General features: G+C 69.0%; 19 protein-coding genes and 1 pseudogene. 8 read left to right on the top strand and 12 right to left on the bottom strand.

Annotation, left to right across the window (positions count from 1 at the left end; genetic code table 11):
• Window positions 1–7 precede the first annotated feature (7 nt).
• A complete protein-coding gene (locus tag ACIA8G_RS08450; protein ID WP_396417688.1) occupies window positions 8–799 on the bottom strand; it encodes a cytochrome c biogenesis CcdA family protein in 792 nt (263 codons plus the stop codon).
• Between the two features lie 23 nt (window positions 800–822).
• Between ACIA8G_RS08450 and ACIA8G_RS08445 the strand changes: the two genes are divergently transcribed.
• Window positions 823–1,467, top strand: a complete 645-nt coding sequence (locus ACIA8G_RS08445) for a DedA family protein (RefSeq protein WP_396417687.1) — start codon at window positions 823–825, stop codon at window positions 1,465–1,467.
• On the opposite strand, the gene ACIA8G_RS08440 is transcribed toward ACIA8G_RS08445, so the two are convergent.
• The gene (locus ACIA8G_RS08440) at window positions 1,454–2,752 is read right to left on the bottom strand and encodes a LuxR C-terminal-related transcriptional regulator (RefSeq protein ID WP_396417686.1); all 1,299 of its coding nucleotides are present in this window, start codon (window positions 2,750–2,752) and stop codon (window positions 1,454–1,456) included. The two genes, ACIA8G_RS08445 and ACIA8G_RS08440, sit on opposite strands and share 14 nt — an antisense overlap.
• Before the next feature lie 20 nt (window positions 2,753–2,772).
• The gene (locus ACIA8G_RS08435) at window positions 2,773–4,815 is read right to left on the bottom strand and encodes an ATP-binding protein (RefSeq protein WP_396417685.1); all 2,043 of its coding nucleotides are present in this window, start codon (window positions 4,813–4,815) and stop codon (window positions 2,773–2,775) included.
• A gap of 568 nt (window positions 4,816–5,383) precedes the next feature.
• Here ACIA8G_RS08435 and ACIA8G_RS08430 point away from each other — a divergent pair.
• Complete coding sequence (locus ACIA8G_RS08430) at window positions 5,384–5,899, top strand: lytic polysaccharide monooxygenase auxiliary activity family 9 protein (protein ID WP_396417684.1); 516 nt, start codon at window positions 5,384–5,386, stop codon at window positions 5,897–5,899.
• A gap of 10 nt (window positions 5,900–5,909) precedes the next feature.
• Here ACIA8G_RS08430 and ACIA8G_RS08425 read toward each other — a convergent pair whose 3' ends face one another.
• The 7 genes and pseudogenes from ACIA8G_RS08425 to ACIA8G_RS08395 form a co-directional block, all read right to left on the bottom strand.
• Window positions 5,910–6,314 (bottom strand): DUF1992 domain-containing protein, encoded by a 405-nt coding sequence (locus tag ACIA8G_RS08425; RefSeq protein WP_396417683.1) that lies wholly within the window; start codon window positions 6,312–6,314, stop codon window positions 5,910–5,912.
• On the bottom strand, window positions 6,311–6,529 hold the full coding sequence (locus tag ACIA8G_RS08420; protein WP_396418708.1) for a hypothetical protein: 219 nt from the start codon (window positions 6,527–6,529) through the stop codon (window positions 6,311–6,313). Before ACIA8G_RS08420 ends, ACIA8G_RS08425 begins: the two co-directional genes overlap by 4 nt.
• Window positions 6,529–6,779 (bottom strand): annotated as a pseudogene (locus ACIA8G_RS08415) (alpha/beta fold hydrolase); the annotation flags it as partial. The pseudogene ACIA8G_RS08415 and the gene ACIA8G_RS08420, both read right to left, overlap by 1 nt.
• A 47-nt stretch (window positions 6,780–6,826) precedes the next feature.
• On the bottom strand, window positions 6,827–7,939 hold the full coding sequence (locus ACIA8G_RS08410) for a glycosyltransferase (protein ID WP_396418672.1): 1,113 nt from the start codon (window positions 7,937–7,939) through the stop codon (window positions 6,827–6,829).
• Window positions 7,940–8,169: 230 nt separating this feature from the next.
• Window positions 8,170–9,174 carry a hypothetical protein gene (locus ACIA8G_RS08405; protein WP_396417682.1) on the bottom strand — a complete coding sequence of 335 codons (1,005 nt, stop codon included), beginning with the start codon at window positions 9,172–9,174 and terminating at the stop codon, window positions 8,170–8,172.
• 12 nt (window positions 9,175–9,186) lie between these two features.
• Window positions 9,187–10,386, bottom strand: coding sequence for an MFS transporter (locus ACIA8G_RS08400; RefSeq protein ID WP_396417681.1), 1,200 nt, complete (start codon window positions 10,384–10,386; stop codon window positions 9,187–9,189).
• Between the two features lie 4 nt (window positions 10,387–10,390).
• Window positions 10,391–11,380: an ABC transporter substrate-binding protein gene (locus ACIA8G_RS08395; RefSeq protein ID WP_396417680.1), complete on the bottom strand. Its 990-nt coding sequence runs from the start codon at window positions 11,378–11,380 to the stop codon at window positions 10,391–10,393.
• A 78-nt stretch (window positions 11,381–11,458) separates the two neighbouring features.
• On the opposite strand from ACIA8G_RS08395, the gene ACIA8G_RS08390 reads away from it, so the two are divergent.
• The 6 genes from ACIA8G_RS08390 (at window position 11,459) to ACIA8G_RS08365 (ending at window position 16,753) form a co-directional block, all read left to right on the top strand.
• Complete coding sequence (locus ACIA8G_RS08390; RefSeq protein ID WP_396417679.1) at window positions 11,459–11,806, top strand: hypothetical protein; 348 nt, start codon at window positions 11,459–11,461, stop codon at window positions 11,804–11,806.
• 103 nt (window positions 11,807–11,909) lie between these two features.
• Window positions 11,910–12,977: a PLP-dependent cysteine synthase family protein gene (locus ACIA8G_RS08385; RefSeq protein WP_396417678.1), complete on the top strand. Its 1,068-nt coding sequence runs from the start codon at window positions 11,910–11,912 to the stop codon at window positions 12,975–12,977.
• A complete protein-coding gene (locus tag ACIA8G_RS08380; RefSeq protein ID WP_396417677.1) occupies window positions 12,974–14,161 on the top strand; it encodes an MFS transporter in 1,188 nt (395 codons plus the stop codon). Before ACIA8G_RS08385 ends, ACIA8G_RS08380 begins: the two co-directional genes overlap by 4 nt.
• A 25-nt stretch (window positions 14,162–14,186) precedes the next feature.
• Window positions 14,187–14,504 carry a hypothetical protein gene (locus ACIA8G_RS08375; protein WP_396417676.1) on the top strand — a complete coding sequence of 106 codons (318 nt, stop codon included), beginning with the start codon at window positions 14,187–14,189 and terminating at the stop codon, window positions 14,502–14,504.
• Between the two features lie 72 nt (window positions 14,505–14,576).
• The gene (locus ACIA8G_RS08370; RefSeq protein WP_396417675.1) at window positions 14,577–15,545 is read left to right on the top strand and encodes a C40 family peptidase; all 969 of its coding nucleotides are present in this window, start codon (window positions 14,577–14,579) and stop codon (window positions 15,543–15,545) included.
• Window positions 15,546–15,766: 221 nt separating this feature from the next.
• Window positions 15,767–16,753: a C40 family peptidase gene (locus ACIA8G_RS08365; protein WP_396417674.1), complete on the top strand. Its 987-nt coding sequence runs from the start codon at window positions 15,767–15,769 to the stop codon at window positions 16,751–16,753.
• Between the two features lie 345 nt (window positions 16,754–17,098).
• Here the strand turns inward: ACIA8G_RS08365 and ACIA8G_RS08360 are convergent, their stop codons facing one another.
• Both ACIA8G_RS08360 and ACIA8G_RS08355 read right to left on the bottom strand, forming a co-directional pair.
• Complete coding sequence (locus tag ACIA8G_RS08360) at window positions 17,099–17,392, bottom strand: iron-sulfur cluster biosynthesis protein (RefSeq protein ID WP_396417673.1); 294 nt, start codon at window positions 17,390–17,392, stop codon at window positions 17,099–17,101.
• 109 nt (window positions 17,393–17,501) lie between these two features.
• Window positions 17,502–18,152 (bottom strand): hypothetical protein, encoded by a 651-nt coding sequence (locus ACIA8G_RS08355; RefSeq protein ID WP_396417672.1) that lies wholly within the window; start codon window positions 18,150–18,152, stop codon window positions 17,502–17,504.
• Window positions 18,153–18,157: the final 5 nt, after the last annotated feature.

Below are 18,157 nucleotides of genomic sequence, written 5' to 3'. Positions count from 1 at the left end.
CGGCTCCTCACCTCCTGTCTGGGCGTACGGCCTTGCGCCTCCTGCGGTTCAGCCACCACGCGCCGGCGAGCGCGAGGACGACCACGAACGGCCACGGCCCCAGCGCCGCCACGATCTGCACGAGCGCGCCCTGGAACCGTCCGGCACCCTGCACGACCGGGTCGATCGCACTGCCGCCGGCCAGGAACAGGCGCAGCTCGTAGACGCCGTAGTAGGTCACGTAGGCACCGACCGCGACGAGCACGACGCCGCCGATCCGGTTGACGTGCGGCAGGAGCTTCCTGATGCGCGGCGCCAGCAGGGAGCCTGCGACGGCGAGTGCCGTGACGACGAGGCCCATGCCGAGCGCGTAGGCGAGGAACGCCGTGCCGCCGGTCTGCAGCGACGCACCGACCACCGCGAGGAACGGGCCGATCGCGCACGAGAGCGAGGCGATGGCGAACGCGATGCCGTAGCCGTACATCGACCAGAGGCTCTTCGGCGCCGCCTGGAGCTGGGGCAGCCGCAGGTAGATCGACTTCCCGGCGACCAGCAGCACACCGATGACGAGCATGCCGAGCCCGATCAGGACCGTCACGAACGGCAGGTAGCGCTTGAGCGTGCTCGCCAGCGGGGTGATGAGAAGGCCGAACAGCCCGAAAAACGTGACGAATCCGGCTGTCATCACCAAACCGGACAGAAAGGCCTTTCCGACGTGGTCGCGTGCGATGAGCGCCAAATAGGCAGGCAGCATCGCGAATCCGCACGGGTTGACCGTGGCGACCATTCCCGCGACGACCGCGAGTGCGAGCTCGTTCACGATGCCGACGGTAGTGTTGCGCCGTGCCGATCGAACAGTGGCTCGAAGCCATTCCTCCCCTGCTCGTGTACGTGATCGTCGGCCTGGTGATCGGCTTCGAGTCGCTGGGCATCCCGTTGCCCGGCGAGATCGTGCTGGTCACGGCCTCGCTGCTGGCGTCGCAGCACGACGACCTGAGCCCGTTGTGGATCGGCGTGTGGGCGAGCGCGGGCGCCATCATCGGCGACAACTTCGGCTACCTCATCGGGCGGCGCGGCGGACCGCGGTTGTTCGCGTGGATGGGCCGCAAATTCCCCAAGCACTTCGGGGAAACACAGCTCGACCACGCCCGGCGGGTGTTCCAGAAACGCGGTGCGTGGGCCGTGTTCTTCGGTCGTTTCGTTGCGCTGCTGCGCATTCTGGCCGGGCCGCTCGCCGGTTCGCTGCACATGAACTACGGCAAGTTCTTGGTGGCCAACGCTTTGGGTGGCGTCGTGTGGGCGGGCGGCACCGCGGCGGCCGTCTACTACCTCGGCGTGGTGGCCGAGAAGTGGCTGAAGGGCTTCTCCTACGCGGGTCTGGCGCTCGCCGTGGTCTTCGGCGTGGTGGGCACGATCGTGATCAAGCGCAGGCTGGCCCGTGCGGCGGAGAAGGCGGAGGAGCCTGTCGAGGAGGTCACGCCTGTGTAGCCCAGGCGGCGATCTGGGCGCGTGACCGCACACCGAGCACGGTCTTGAGGTCGCGCACGTCCGCTTCGACGGTCCGCAGCGACACGTGCAGCCCGTCCGCGATCTGCTTGTTCGTCAGGCCTTCCGCGACCATCGCCGCGACGCGCAGCAGCCGTTCCTCGCGCCACGACAGCGGGACGTCCTCCGTCTCGTCGCTCTCGTGGGTGTCGACGACGAGCCGGTCATCGTCCGGCACGAGCTTCGCGGCGTACCGGATGTTGTCGGCTTCCTCGGTTCGGAGCGGCTCCGGCAGTGCGGCCAGCACGTCCAGCAGCCGGTCGCGCACGGCGATGGAGTCGTGCTGCAGCAACATGCCAAACGCGAACAGCCGCACCGACTCCAGCATCTTCGGCCGCTCGCCCCCTTGCAGAAGTGACTGTGCCTGAAGGCGTTTCGCCATCTCCCAGCCCTGCGGCAGGAGCGCGTCGGCAAGCTCCCGCCCGATGCCACCGGGCAAGAGCGAGAACGTCCGGAACGCCGCCCGCTCGGCGTCCGTGAGCAGCGCGTGGCTGCGGTCGATCGCCGCGTGCAGCGACCGGTGGTGCGGCGAGGCGTCCCGCGGCCCGGTGGTGAGGACGGCGAACCGGTTGCCGAGCCTCGCCGCGATCTCCTCCAGCGTCAGCACCCGCACGAGGCGTGCGGCGAGTTCGAGCGCGAGCGGCAGGCGGTCGAGCCTGGCGCAGACGGTGTCGAGCAGCTCGGCGCTGTCGTCGAACTCGCTGTCGACCGCGAGTGCCCTGTCGCAGAACAACCTGACGGCGTCGTGCTGCTCCAGCGGATTCAGCCGGTACGCCTGCTCGCCCGGCACGTTGAGCAGCTCGCGGCTCGTGGCGAGCACGCGCAGCGCCGGGTGCCGTTGCACGAGCGCGGCGCAGTCGGCCAGGACGTGCTCGCAGCCGTCGAGCACCAGCAGAGCGGGCTTGGGGCCACGTGCGACGAGGTCGGTGACTCTCGTGGCGTCGGCGAGCTCGACCAGCATGACGTGCTGCCGGTGGGCGATCGCCTCCTGCACGAGCCGCGTCTTGCCGACGCCGGGCGGGCCGACGACGGTGACGATCCGGTGCCGTGCCAGGAGCTTGGTGAGGCCGGCCAGCTCGGCGGTGCGGCCGACGAACGTGTCCAGGCGCGGTGAGCCGGAGGCCGGGGTCACGTCGCGGGTGCGGCGGCGGTAGGCGCGCTGGCGGCAGGCTCCTGAGCAGTACTTGGCGGGGGCGGTGACGGGGGCGCCGCAGTTCTCACAAGCCATGGCACACGCGCCGCCCCCGCTCATCGCACACGCGCCGTCCGAGCCGCCAGCTGAGTCCGCGAGGTCAGCCCCAGCCGCGACAACATCTGCGTCACGTGCGACCGCACGGTCCCGGTCGAGATCCCCAGCCGCGCGGCGATCTCCGGATTGGTCAGCCCCTCCACCACGAGATCGGCGATCTGCTCCTGCCGCGCCGTCAACGGCTCGTCCGGCCGCTCCTCCGAGCTCACGTACTCCAGCAGCCCGGCGTGGTCGAGCCGCTCTCCCAACCGGCGCGCGCGTTCGGCTCGTCGTGGGTCCACGGAGGCCACGGCGAAGTCGTGTGCATCGGCGACCATCCGGTTCCACAGCGCTTCCCGGCGTGCGCCGCGCGTGGTGCGTGTGGCGGCCGCGGCGGCCATCAGCACCACGGTGCGTTCGGGCTGGCCTCGTCGTGCCGCCACCACGCCGAAGCCCTCCAGCACGCCGGCGAGCGCGACTGACGAGGGTGCGCCTTCCTGCAGCGCCACAGTGAAGTGCTGTTCGGCCAGGTCGATGTCGCCGCGTTCCAACGCGACCACACCGGCGGTGTGCCTGGTCGCCATCACGCGGTACCCGTCGGGGGCGTTGTCGGTGAGCGACTCCTCCACGGCTGCCGATGCTCCGCTCAGATCGCCGAGACGCAGCAGCAGCCAGGCGTAGTTGTTGAGGAACGTCCACAGCAACACGTCGTTGCCCAGCGCACGCGCGGACGCCACCGAATGCTCGTAGGCGATGCGCGCACCCGACAGGTCGTCGGTGATCGTGCGCGCGTAGCCCAGGGCGTTCCAGGCACGGGCTTCCCAGTTCGGCTGTCGCATCGCCGGGTGGGCCACCAGTGCCTCGGCCAGCCGGAGCGACTCCTGGGCGTCGCCGGTGCAGCCGGCGAGCCAGGCCGCGCGGAACAGCAGCATTTCCGAGTGCTCGGCGAGCACGCCGCAGGACAGGGTCTCCGCGGCCAGGCGCATCGCCTCGACGTAGGAGCCGCGCAGGTACCAGACGTGCACCAGCCCCGCCACCAGCCAGGTGTGCCGCGGGTCGGTGCACGGCATGCGGGCCATCGCGTGCAGCACCTGGTGTTCCTGGCCGGTGAGCCAGGTGTTCGCGGCACCGGCGATCGTCGGCGACGCCGCGACCATGCGGATGGTGCGCGTCAGCACCGTCGTGAGCCGGTCGAACGTCGCGTCCGTCTCGCTGTGCTCCTCCAGGCGGGCCAGGCCGAACAGGCGGATCGACTCGAGCATGCGGAACCGGGCGCTGGACGACGACGGTGGCGAACGGACGATGAACGACTTCGCGCGCAGCGATGCCATCAGCTGCACCATGTCCGAGCCGCACACGGCCGAGGCGAGATCGAGGTCGAAGTCGCCGGCCAGGACGGAAAGCCGGCGCAACGCCTTCTGCTCGTCCTGGTCGAGCAGGTCGTAGCTCCACCGGATCACCGCGTCCAGCGTGCGGTGGCGGGCCGGCACGTCAGGTCTGGCCGCGGCGAGTTCGATCGCCAGCGGCAGGTGGTCGAGCTGGGCGCACACCGAGGCGGCCAGTTCCGGCGCACCCGCGCAGTCCACGAACAGCTGCCGTGCGTCCGCGGGAGCGAGCGGGCCGACGTCCACGCACATCTCGCCGGCCAGATCGAGCGGTTCGCGACTCGTCACCAGCACGCGCAGACGCGGGCACCGGGCGAGCAGCACCGTGACGACCTCGGCTGCCTCGCGGATGAGGTGCTCGCAGTTGTCCAGCACCAGAAGGCGGTGCTCCGCCAACGCGCGGGCAACCGTGCCGCACAGAGGCTCGCCCGGCTCCTCCCAGACGTTCAGTGAGAACGCGACCACGTGCCACAGCAGGTCCGGCCGATGCACGGACTCCAGCTCCACCACGGCGGTACCGGGTTCGGCCGGGAACAACTCGGCGGCGAGGCGCGTCTTGCCCGCCCCGCCGGGACCGGCCAGCGTCACCAGCCGGTGCCTGCGCAGCAGCCGTCGCACGGCGGACAGCTCGCGTTCCCGCCCGACCAGACGGCTGCGCGGGCTCACCGACGACCACATGCGCCGATTCTAGGAGTGAATGCACCGCGAAGAAATGTCATGCACACACGATTGACATGGCGTTGCCACAAATGCAGCACCACTCACTAAACCGGTTTGAACAGCGCAAATGGCGTTTCTGCAACGCTCGGACACCGCAAAAGCGGGCGCGAATTGAGACGCGGCAATCACCGATCTGAATTGCTCATCAGGTCGCCCAGGCCGGTCACGCCAGTCCACCGGGCTTGGAAACTGGTCTCGACCTGTCATCCAAGTGGCTGCGAGATACCGGCACAGATCCCGGTCGTCACGGAGCGCAGCGGAGGCGGCAGAAGCCGCCGGCAACGCCACGAACGGACGCACCGCGCGCACGAAGACAGCGCGAAGTTGCGCAGAACATCCCAGAACCCAACGGGTTCACTCAAGCCCGGCCGGAATTTCGGCGGTGTACGAAGCGCATCTGCAAACGCTTACGTGACTGATCTATCGGACACATCTTGTGGCTCGCCGATTACGCGCGGTATGGTCTAGACCTTCAACCGCCGCCGCGATGTAAGGGATGTACGCACATCAAGGCAAAGGAAGTCACATGAAAATTCGACGCAGGGTCGCCACCGCTATGGCCGGCGTTCTCGCTGCACCGTTGCTCGTCGTGGCTCTCCCCACCGGCACAGCCTTCGCACATGGCTACGTGTCGTCACCGGCCAGCCGTCAGGCGCAGTGTGCCCGCGGCACCGTTTCGTGCGGGGCCATCAAGTACGAACCGCAGTCCGTCGAGGGTCCGAAGGGGCTGCAGAGCTGCCACGCCAATCTGGGCCAGTTCGCCGAACTGAGCAACGATGGCAAGGGCTGGACGGTCCACCGGACCGGCCGCTCGGTGACGTTCAACTGGACGTTCACCGCACGGCACCGCACGCGGGATTACGACTACTTCGTCGACGGGCGCAAGGTCGCCACCTTCAGTGGCAACAACCAGATGCCGCCGGCGAACGTGTCGCACACGGTCAACGTGGGCTCCGCGGGCAGGCACAAGATCCTCGCCGTGTGGAACATCGGTGACACGGCGATGGCGTTCTACTCCTGCATCGACATCAACGCGAGCTGATCCACCAGCACTAGGTGCGTGTGTTCCCCTTCCGCTCACGCACCAGCTCGTCGACGTCGAACGGCATGAGGTTCAACGGTGGGCCGGACAACGGCTTGCGCAACGCGTCGAGAATCCGTGCGTTCATCGCCTCGATGATCGCGCGGGCCTCGTCGTCGGTTCCGGCCGCCAGGGCCAGCACCCTGGCGGCCTCCGCCTCCCTGCGCAACACCAGGGAAGGGGGCAACCCTGCACTGCCCTCTTCCTCCCGCACCTTCTTCTTGAGCCACCAGTCTTCTTCGAGCGGCTCGCCGGCACCGGGCAACGGCTTGCCCGCACCCGGCAGGTCGTCGAAGTCGCCGCGTTCCTGGGCTTCGCGGATCTGCTTGTCGATCCACGACTCGAAGCCCATGCCGGGCGGTTTCCGTTGCGTCATGGGGAGAACCTCCTGACAGCGGCATGAATCGCGTCGGTGAACGCGGGGCTGCCCTTGTGGCCAGAGTCGTCCACGAGGGTCAGCTCTGCGTCCGGCCACGCCTGCGCCAGTGCGTAGGCGGTGTCCGCGGGGCAACTCAGATCACGGCGGCCGTGATCGGCGGACGCGCGGTCGCTGAAGACGGCAGGGCTGCCGAAATCCTCCAGTGACAGCACGGTGTCCTCCCACCGTAAGCCACCGCGAGCGTGCTCCCCCAGGATTCCCCGTACACCAGCCACTTCTCGATGCCGAGGTGCTCGCGCAGCTTCTCGACGTCGGCGATCAGGTGCTCGGTGGTGTTGACGCTCATGTCCGCGGCCGGGTCGCTCGCATGCGGCGCGCCCGGCCCGCCGTGCAGGTGCACGGCGGGCTTGCCCTCGGGTTGCCGACGACTTCCCAGTAGATCTGGTTGCCGACGCCGAGCATCCCGTGCTGGAAAGGCTCCACGATCTTCAGCGTACCGACGACTTCACTCAGGCGGAGCTGATCAGGAACGTGGCCAGCGCCGCCGTTCCCAGTCCGCACAGCACCGCCACACGTCGTCTGCTCATCGCGGTCAGCGCGGCTTTGTTCCCGTGCCTGCCGGTCCAGGTCGTGAGACTCACGCCGAGCAGCCATTCACGGACGAGCCACCACAGGGTGAGCAGTCCGATGAGTGTCTGCAGCGCAAGCCATGCGGGCAGGCAGCGCACCGTCGTGCGAATCCCCACCTGACCCGCCGCGACGACCATCGTCACCACCATGAACACCGCCCACAGCAGTCCCCACCAGTTCGTGAGTCCGGCCAGGCCGTTGCGCACCACGAACGGCACCAGGCTGAGCACCGCGAATCCGCTGAAGAACGCGTCCCACACCTGGGAGCCGACGACCAGGAACGAGCGGGCGTCCAGCAACGGTGCGCGGTGCTTCACCATCGACTGCGCGAAGCCCGCCGTCCACCGGTGGGTCTGGCTGAGCAGCTCGCGCAGCGATGTCGGCTCCTGCACGTACACCAGCGCATCGGGTGTGAACGCCACCCGGTGACCCGCGCGGTGCAGCGCCCAGGTGAGGTTGAAGTCCTCGGTGATGACGTCGTCGGGGTATCCGCCCATCTCCCGCAGCACGTCCGTGCGGTGCAGGTTCGCCATGCCGCTCAGCACGAGCTGCCGGCCCAGCACGTCCTGCAGCGGACGGATCCACCTGTTCGCCACCGCGTGGTACAGCGTGCGGTACCGGCTGTAGACGGTCGCGGTGTCCTTGGGCAGTGCCGCGGCACAGGTGCCGACATGGCCTGCTCGCAACGTCGCCACCATTCGCTCGGCGGCGTCCGGGGCGAGCACGGCGTCGGCGTCGAGCGCCAGCACGAACTCGCTGTCCACCAGGGGCAGCGCGAGGTTCTGGGCCGCCGCTTTCGAGCCGGCCTTTCCCTCGATCACGGTCGCGCCCGCGGCTGCCGCGAGTGCCGCCGTGTCGTCCGTGCAGTTGTCCGCGACCACGATCACCTGGTCCGCCGGCAGAGTCTGGTCCAAACAGGACCGGACGGTCTCGGCGATCGTGGCTGCCTCGTTGTGCGCGGGAACGACCGCGGTGAAGGTGCCCGTGCTCAGCGGCGTCGTCCCAGCTTGCGCATCAGCACGCCGACGCCGGTGCTCGTGAGCCCGACCAGGGTCATGACGAGGAGCCCCGCGCCGGCGCCGGTGGCCGCCAGTCCGTACATCTTGTTTCCTCCCAAATCCGACATCGGCTGGGACGCTAGCAACAGGCCACTGTGGACACCCCCGCGAGCAAACCTCGACGGCCTGAATTCATCCGAACGTGGCCGTCGTCGGCTCCGGCACTAGACCTTCACGAGCTTCCAGTTCAGCCCGGCATCGACCGATCGGTAGACCTCGGCGAACTCCTGGCCGGGCCCGCCGCGCACCAGCGTTGCGTGGCTCGAGCCGGAGAACGCCAGATCCTCGAACGGCGGCCCGCCGAGCGTGAGCAGCGTGTCCCACTTCTCGCCGGGACCGCGGTGCACGAACGACCAGTCGCGCCCGGTCGCGGCGACGAGCGCCGCCTCCGAAGACACCGCGAAGCCCGTCGTGATGCCCTCACGCGGTGGCACGCTGACGGTCTTGAACGGCCCGCCCTCGGACCTGCGCAGTTCCTTCGTCATGTTCCCGAAGCCGGGATCGAAGCTGCACAAGGCAAAACGAGAGCTGCCGACCGTGCCGAGCCGGGTCGCCGACTCCACCGTGCACGGGGCGGGTTCCTCCAGCCAGCCCGACGGCGACCGCGTCCAGTACCGGTTCTCCCGGAAGACCACCGACAGCGAGACCTGGCCGGGCGCGATGTCGCCGAACGCCTGACCCGGCACCTCGATGCCCGGCACCGGCCGCCACGAACCGAACCACAGCTCGCGGTGGAACAGCCGCGAGGACTTGCCGTCGTAGATCACCGCGAGGAACCCCGAGTCGTCGAACCCCAGCGCGCCAACGGTTCCCTTGATGCCGGACGGTTCCCAGCGGGTGCCGCCGTTGCTGGTGACGAACAGCTGCTCGCCGTCGGTCACCACGCCGGCGGCGTCGTTCGCGAAGGCCACCCGCAGCCGGCCCGTCTCCGGCACGGCCAGCGGCGGTGTCTTGACGCGCGTCCAGGACGTACCGCCGTCGAGCGTCCTGATCAGCTGCGGGCAGTTCTGGGTCTGGCACTGGGTGCCGGCACCCAGCACCCAGCCCCGGTCAGCGGACACCCACGACGTCGACGCGGGCGAGACCCCGGTGCTCGCGTGCGCGACGGCCGTCGTCGTTCCGGCCAAGAACAGTGCAACGACAACAACAGCAATGCGTTTCCCCCACATCGCCTTCTCCCCTCAAGAGGCTGATTTCCACTCAACACCCCGAAGTGGTGAAGCGGCAACCACCCATCCCGCCACGAGAACTCCGGCACCACCGGAGAGGAGGAAGGTCAGCTGGGGGCCGACGGCGTCGAGCAGCAGACCACCGCCGATGTACGAAACCGCTGCGGCGACACCGATCCCGCCGTAGAAGTTGGCGAACACGCGGCCCGTGCGCTCGCCGGGCACCAGTCGCTGGATCAACGTGCTGTGCGCGACGTCCATCGCCGCGATGCCGAGTCCCCGCACGGCCTGCAGCGCGAACGCCAGCGCCACGCCCGACGCGAGGCCGGTGAAAAGGTTGCCCGCACTGCTGATCGCGAACCCCGCCACCAGCAACACGATCATGCTCGCCTTCGCCGCTCCCCTGGCCAGCAACGCGTACCCGGTGAGCAGACCAATACCCACCGACGCGAGCAGCAGACCGACCGCGCTGTCGGACCCGTGAAAGACGTCCTTGGTCAGCATCACGATCGCCACGTCGTCGATCGCGGTGCACGCCACGACACCGCAGAACCCGAGGAAGATGATCCGCAACGCCCGGTTGCCCCAGATCTCGCCGAGGCCGACCCGTGCGTCGGCGAACAGCGACCCGCCGAACTCCGCGGGTCCGGTCAGCTTCGGCAGCTTCAGCAACAGCAGTGCCGACAGCCCGAACGAGACGGCGTCGACGAGCAGCGCGCCCCGGATGCCGACCAGCGGGATGAGCGCGGCGGCGAGCAGTGGCCCCAGCACCTCCGCGCTGTTGGTGCCGAAGCCGAGCAGGGTGTTCGCGGGCCCGAGATCCTTGTCCGCCACCAGCGAGGGCACCGCCGCCCGCGAGGCCGGGAGGAAGATCTGGCCGAGCACGGCGCGGACACCGACGAGCAGGAGCAGGATCGGCAACGGCGGCAACGTCAGCGCGATGACCGCCAGCAGGATCCCCTGCGCGATCTCGCAGGCGATCATCACGGTGCGCCGGTCGAACCTGTCGCTGATCACCCCGGTGAGCGGGCTCAGCAGCGACGGCGCGAAGTCGCCGACGAGCAGCAGGGCCGCCACCGCGATGGCCTTCCCCGCGACGGACTCGACGTACAGCATCAGCACGACCAGGCTGAGCATGTCCCCGAGAACGGAAACGACCCGTGCGGTGCTCAGCACACGCAACGGGCCGTTCTCCTTCAGCAGCGTCAGCACACGGTCATCGTGCCAACGCGGCCTCCAGCTGGTCAGCCAATTTGTTCATGATTCCCGCGTACGAGGCGTAGCTCAGCGGCGCGACGGCGTTCCACTCCACGAACCGGTCGGCCTGCACGGCGGGCAGCGCCTGGAAGACCGGGTGGCCCTCCTTCATCTTCTCCGGGCCGAGCACGTGCTGACGCGTGTCCCACATGATCACGTGCGTCTTGTACGTGCCGGAGTTCTCCCACGACAGCGACTGGAAGTAGCCGCCACCCTCGGTGTCGGGCTTGTCCGGGGTGAGCAGCGGCAGGCCGAGCTCCTTGGAGTACCAGTCGAGGTCGGGATTGCGGGCGGGCACCGCGACGTAGAAGAGCTTCGGGTCCGCGCCGACGACCTGGATCTGCTGGTTCGCGGCCTTCATCTTCGCGCCGATGGCCTTGAGGCGGTCCGCGGCCTTGGTGAACGCCTCCTCGTCGGCCTTCGCCTTGGCCGACTCGACGTCACCGCCGAGCGCCTTCGCCAGCTCGCGGAAGCGCTTGATGCCGTCCGGCAGCTGGATCTTGGACTGGCCGATGCCAACGGTCGGGGCGACCTTGAGCACCTTCTCCTCGAACTCGGCGGTCAGGTGCCAGAGCCCGGTGACCTCCGGGTAGTAGCCCGCGACCACCAGGTCGGCGTCCAGCGCGGCGAACTTCTCGAAATCGATCTCGCCGTAGCCGGGGCCGGTGATGTCGGTGACCTGGCTGGGGTCGATGCTGCCCGCCTCGGGGTCGGTGCTGCCGTCGGCGCGCTTGAGCGGGCCGAACGTGCCGACCACGTTGACCCCGAAGTCCTTGAGCGCACCCGCGGCGGACACCTGCGCGACGACGCGTTCCGGCCGCTTCGGCGCGGTGACCTCCTTACCGCGGTCGTCCTTGAACGACCACTGACCCTGCTGCTCCGTGGGAGCGTTCCCGCCACACCCGGCCACCAGGCCGAGCAGCAGAACCGCGGCGACTGTCCTGCGCAATGTCCACCTCCTGAGATTAGGCTTACCTAACCTATCAAGAGGCTTTACAAGATCGGTCAGACCGGTACGTTGGTAACCGTGCGGAATCATCTGACGATAGGGCGTCGATTCGCCGTCGTCGTCGCACTACTGGTGATCGCGGTTTTCGTGCTCCACCCGGCGTGCCCGCCGGAGCCCTCGCACCACGGCGCCTCCACCCCAGGCCTGTCCGCCGAGCTCTGCCACCACGGCGAGGTCCAGCACCTCTCCGCCGAGACGCCCGCCCTCGCCGCTGTGCAGGCCGGCACTCCCACGGCAGTCGATCTCGACGCGCCCGCGGTCGCCTGGTCGCCGGTCGTGGCCACGTCCACCTCGTGTCCGTGGCGCCCCGAGCGCGGCAGCTCCGGGCGCACATTGCTGATCGACATCGGCATCTCTCGAACTTAGGCCGTTCCCCTCGCGTGCCGTGGCAGGACTTTGTGGTCCCGCCACGTTGCCGCGCGCTCCGAATCTGGCCTTGTCTCCTTTCTTTCCAAGGGAAAAAATCCCCATGTCTGTACCTGTGCTGGACCGAAACACGCCCGCGGGCATCGTCGGCAACACGCCCGTGCTGTGGATCGACGAGTTGTCAGGCACTTCCTCGTCCGGTTTCTGGGCGAAACTCGAGAGCGCCAATCCCGGCGGCGGGATGAAGGACCGCGCCGCCCTGCACATGATCAGCCGTGCGCTGGAACGCGGTGACCTCACGCCTTCCGGCCACATCGTGGAATCGACCAGTGGCACGCTCGGACTCGGCCTGGCGCTGGCCGGGATCGTGCACGACATCCCGGTGACCCTGGTGGCCGATCCCGGCCTGGAACCGATCATCCAGCGCATGCTGCGCGCGTACGGGGCCACCGTGGACCTCGTGGACAGCCCACATCCGACCGGTGGCTGGCAGCAGGCACGGCGTGAGCGCGTGGCGGCGTTGATGGCCTCGTTGCCAGGCACCTACTGCCCTGATCAGTACAACAACCCGGACAACGTGGCCGGGTACGCGCCGCTGGCGCACGAGCTGGCCGCCCAGCTCGGTCAGGTCGACGTGCTGGTGTGCGCGGTGGGCACGGGCGGCCACTCCGCCGGGGTGGCTTCGGTGCTGCGGACGCACTTCCCGTCGTTGCGGCTGGTGGGCGTCGACACGATCGGCTCGACGATCTTCGGTCAGCCGGCGCGGACCCGGCTGATGCGCGGGCTCGGGTCGAGCATCTTCCCGCGCAACGTCGACTACCCGGCGTTCGACCAGGTGCACTGGGTGAACCCCGGCGAGGCCGTGTGGGCGTGCCGGACGCTGGCCTCGCGGCATTACGCGAGCGGCGGCTGGAGCGTCGGCGCGGTAGCCCTGGTCGCCTCCTGGCTGGCGCGGACTTCCTGTCCTGGCACACGAATCGCGGCGGTGTTCCCCGACGGGCCGCAACGGTACTTCGACACCGTGTTCAGCGACGAGTACTGCGCTGCTCATGGATTGCTGGGCGCGGTTCCGGCCGAAGAGCCGCTGGAGATCTCTTCGCTGGGAGAACGCGAAGTGCTGTCCTGGACCATGTGCCGGTCCGTTGTGGACCCGCTGGCGGTGAAGGCGTGATCACGCAGTTCCGCTCGTTCGACCGCAGCGTGCAGTTGTTGCTGCTCAACCAGTTCAGCATCAACGTGGGCTTCTACATGCTGATGCCTTACCTCGCCTCGCACCTGTCGGTCACGCTGGCACTGGCGGGATGGGCGGTCGGACTTGTGCTGGGCGTGCGGAACTTCGCGCAGCAGGGCATGTTCCTGATCGGCGGGACGCTGGCGGACCGCCTGGGCTACAAGCCGTTGATCGTGGCGGGCTGCGCGTTGCGGACCGGCGGGTTCGCCTTGCTCGGTCTGGTCGACGGGTTGCCGGCGCTCGTGATCGCGTCGGCCGCGACCGGGTTCGCCGGGGCGTTGTTCAACCCGGCGGTGCGCGCCTACGTGGCGGCCGATGCCGGGGAGCGGCGCGTCGAGGCGTTCGCGCTGTTCAACGTCTTCTACCAGACCGGAATCCTGGTCGGGCCGTTGATCGGGCTGGCGTTGACGGCGGTGGACTTCCGGCTGACGTGCCTGGTGGCGGCGTTCGTGTTCCTGGTGCTGACCGTGCTGCAGTGGCGGTCGCTGCCCGCGCGGGCCGGTGGGGCGTCGAGTGGCTCGGTGCTCGCGGACTGGCGGCTGGTCTTCTCCAACCGGCGGTTCGTGCTGTTCGCGCTGGCCATGATCGGGTCGTACGTGCTGTCGTTCCAGGTCTACCTGGCGCTGCCGCTGGCCTCGGGTTCCGCGGTGCTCACGGCCGTGCTGTTCGCCGTGTCGGGCATCTTGTCGATCGCCGGCCAGATGCGGGTCACCGCCTGGGTACGCGCCCGTTTCGGGCCGGACCGGGCGCTGGTGCTGGGCGTGGTGGTGCTGGCCGCCGCGTTCGTGCCCGCGATTCCGGGCGGCTGGGCCGGACTGGTGGCCTGCGCCGCGTTGCTCGCGCTCGGAACGATGGTGGTGTTCCCGTTCGAGATGGACAAGATCGTCGCGCTGGCCGACAACCGGCTCGTCGCCACGCACTACGGCCTCTACAACACGGTCGTGGGCGTGGGAATCCTGCTCGGCAATCTGCTCACCGGAATCGCGTTCGACACGGCCGAGCGCGCGGGTGTGCCATGGATGCCCTGGCTCGCTCTCACAGCGGTGGGCCTCGGATGTGCTTGGGCGTTGAAGAAGTTGGCGTCCCGTGTCGAACCGGAGGTCGCTCACTCGACGTATCTGTAAAGGCAGCTCGGATCGGAGGGACGTCATGATCGTCAATCTCATCGCCACGTTGGTCGAGGAAGACCTGGCGGAGGACAACGGCGCGCTGGCTCCCGACGACCGGCTGACCTGTCACGTGCACGGGCGCTGGATTTACCAGTGCGTCTCCTCGCCCGTGCACGTTAATCGGGTCACGCGACACCGTTGGTGCCGTGGTTGCGATGCCGAGCTGGGCGTCGTGATCGACGAACTCACCGGCGAGGTCGCGATGCGCTGCCCCCGCTGTGGGCGCGGGGGCAGCGCCGCCACCGCCCGGCTGATCGCCGCCTGCCGTGCGTCGATCGAGGCACGCAGGGCCGCCTGATCGGGTTGAACCCCGGCCTCCGTTCGGCCGTACGCCTCCTCAGAAGCCGATTCCGACTCCTGAGGAGGCCGCGTGCCCGGCCGTGCAGCAAGGACCACCGCTCTGGCCGCCGTGATCGCCGCAACGGTGGTGTCAATGCCGCAGGCTCACGCTCAGCCGGCCGATGACGCTCTCAAGACGTACAACGACCTGACGCGCGAGGCCGAGAAGCTCAGCCAGGACCACCTCAAGGCCCAGAGCGACCTGTCCAGGGCGAACGCGATCGTGGCCGCCGCCACCGAGGCGGAGAAGAAGGCCCTGGCCGAGTCCGAGCAGTACCGCGGGCAGGTCGACGTGCTGACCACGGCGTCGTTCGAGGGTGCCCGGCTGAACGACCTGTCGGCGTTCCTCACGTCGACGTCCCAGCAGGACTTCCTGGAGCGGATGCAGGCGATGAACATCATCGCCGCCGACCAGAACGCCGCTGTGACCCAGATGAACGCCACCCTGACCGCGGCGCAGAAAGCGCGCACCGACGCCACCAAAGCGGCCACCGCCGCGGACAAGTTCGCCGCCGACGTGTCCACGCGCAAGGTCGCCATGGACCAGCAGGTGTCGACCGCGCGCACCAAGTACCAGTCGTTGACGGCGCCGCAGAAGCAGACGCTGGCGGCTCCCGGCCCCACCGTGACCGTGAACGCGCCCGCCGGCGCGGCGGGCGCGGCGCTGACCTTCGCGATGAGCCAGCAGGGCAAGCCGTACGTGTTCGGCTCGAACGGGCCCAACTCGTGGGACTGCTCGTCGCTGATGCAGGCCTCGTACCGGGCCGCCGGCGTGAGCATCCCCCGCGTCACCTACGACCAGGCGAAGATCGGCCGCGGAGTGGGCCGCGGCGAGGTCCAGCCGGGCGATCTGATCATCTACTACTCGGGTCAGTCGCACGTGGCCATGGCCGTGGACAGCGTCCGCGCGGTGCACGCGTCCACCGAGGGCGTGCCGGTGAAGGTGGCGAACATCGACTCGATCGGTCCTATTTCGGTGATCCGCCGGGTAGTCGGGTGACGATTCTCTCCCACCCCGCGATAAAGCGACGTAGACGACTGTGAGAGCGTGCTGTCCGGTGAACTGTTGAGGACCCGAGGTAGACGGGGACATGGTCATTCCGTAACCTGTCCGAGACCTTCGGCCCAGCAGTTAACCCACTCGGGGCACACGCCAAGGTTGCCGCCTTACGCGCAGTAGTTCTCGCGGGGCGGCTGCCAGGAAAAAGGAGGAACCGCGACGTGACGTCGCAACCCTCGCGCCGCACCGTGCGCGGAGCACTCGTGGCGACCGCAGCGGTCGTAGCAGCAGCGCTCCCCACCACCCCGGCCACCGCACAGCCTTCGGCCGCTGACGCGCTCAAGCAGTACAACGAGCTGTCCGAGAAGGCATCGCAGCTCAACCAGGACCACCTGAAGGCCCAGGACGACCTCAAGGCCAAGCAGGCGCAACTGGACAAGGCCAAGGGCGACCTCACCACGGCCCAGCAGGCCGAGGAGTCGCTCCGCGGCCACGTCGACCAGCTGACCACGTCGTCGTTCCAAGGCGCGCGCTTCAACCAGATCTCCGCGCTGCTCGTGAGCGACTCTCAGCAGGACTTCCTCAACCGCATGTCGGCCCTCAACATCCTCGCGGCCGACAACGCGGAGGCGCTGAAGAAGCTCACGGACGCCGTAGAGGCCGCGGACTCCGCGACCAAGTCGGCGAACGAGGCCACCGAGACGTCGAAGAAGCTGCTCGGCGAGATCGAGCAGAAGAAGACCGACCTGGCCAAGCAGCTGGAGACGGTCCGCGCTCAGTACAACCAGCTGAACACGGCCACCCAGAACGCGCTGAAGAACAACGGCGACATGTCGACCATCCTGGTCCCGCCCGGCACCGCCGGTAAGGCCCTGGAGTTCGCCCTCGCCCAGCGCGGCAAGATGTACTCCTACGGCTCCAACGGGCCGAACACCTGGGACTGCTCCTCGCTGATCCAGGCCGCCTACCGCTCGGCGGGCGTCACGATCGGCCGCACCAGCTACGCCCAGGCGGCCGCGGGCCGCCCGGTCAGCCGCGGTGAGGTCAAGGCCGGCGACATCCTCGTGTACTACTCCAGCCAGTCCCACGTGGCCATGGCTGTGGACAACGTTCGCGCTGTCCACGCCTCCACCGAGGGGCAGCCGGTGAAGATCGCCGACATCAACTCGATCGGTCCGATCAGCGGCATCCGCCGCATCGAGGGCTGACGAGCTCGGCTTTCCAGTTTTGAGTTTGGGTGAAACGCCCCCTGCCTCGCCTTTTGGTCCGGTAGGGGGCGTTTCGCTGTGTCCGGGCGCTGGTGTGGCGCGGCGTGGCCGGGTCCGCCGCCTGGCCCTCTGACCTGGGACGAGGGGGTTCGCTCCGCCGAGGGCGCCGCCAGCGGCGCGGCCACAGTGGCATGGCTGGACCCGGTCACCCTCCCCGGCCTTCAGACCTGGGACGGGCGTTTCACCCCGCCCAGGCGCCGCCAGCAGCGTGCCGCAGCCAGGCCGATTGCCCTCCGGGCCCTCTGACCTGGGACGAGGCGTTTCGCCCCGTCGAGCGTGCCGCAGCTAGGCCGGTTGCCCCTCCTGCCCCTCCTGGCGAGCGATCGCGAACGCCGGATTGCCCTCGTCGTCCTGACGCACGTCCAGGACCTTGTCGTCGAGGAACTGGGCGGCAGCGGGCTCCATGATGACCTTGGCGCCTGCGGGCGCGGCCACCACCTCGTCGCCGTCGACCGGCTCGCTCAGGGACAACTCCAGCGCGGACTGGCTGTTGTTGTCGGCGGCTAGAGCGAAGCGCAGGCCGATGTCGTCGGTGGCGGTGGACTGTCCCGTCAGCTCGTTGATGACTTCGGCAGCCATCGGCGTCACTTCGAGCATGTCGGCCCTTCCGTTCGGAAACTACGAACGCTCCGTGTTCCCGACCTGGCCCGACTTCAATCACCTCCGAACGAAAACGCAGGTAGAAGGCCTAAGAAGCGACCCTGTGGGCAGTGGGACGGGCCACCTCGCTGCGCACGTGGCCGCACGCCGAGCACACGCGCTGCACCGGGATCAGCTCGGCGACCAGGCGCCACGAGTCCGCGAACGACGGCGACTCCTGGCCGGGGACCAGCAGGCTGTCCAGCACCTCCTGACGGCGGCGGCCCTTCTCGCGGCTGCGCTCCACCGGGTCGCGGCGGTGGGCCAGGGCGCGCGACTCCGCCCGTGCGCGCTCGCCTTCCGAGGTCAGGCCCGCGCCTCGGCGCGGGGCGTGCAGGGCGGCGTTGCGGCGGTTCACCCGGAACCACTCGCCCAGCGACATGCCGGGTAAGGGTGGCCGGGCCAGGCGCACGCCGTCCGTTGTCCAGGTGCGCAGGCGGGCGCGCAGGAACTCGTGCGCCACCTGCGCGCGCGAGCGAGGGCGGCCCTGGCGTGTGCCGTCCGGGCGGGTGTCCACGGCCACCAGCACGGCGTCGACGCTCCACCCCGCGGCGAACCACGGTTCCAGGAGGCGGCGTACCCACCGGCGGTCGGCGTCCGGCCAGGATGCGCGCGCACACAGCGACTCGACCGCGGTGTCGACGTCGGCGTCGGTCATCGGGACCACTCGGCCAGGCCAGCGGCGAGGATCGATCTGCATCAGGA

The sequence above is a fragment of the Lentzea sp. NPDC051213 genome (assembly GCF_044455585.1).
GTDB lineage: Bacteria > Actinomycetota > Actinomycetes > Mycobacteriales > Pseudonocardiaceae > Lentzea.
This window is presented reverse-complemented; position numbering and strand designations above follow the sequence as displayed.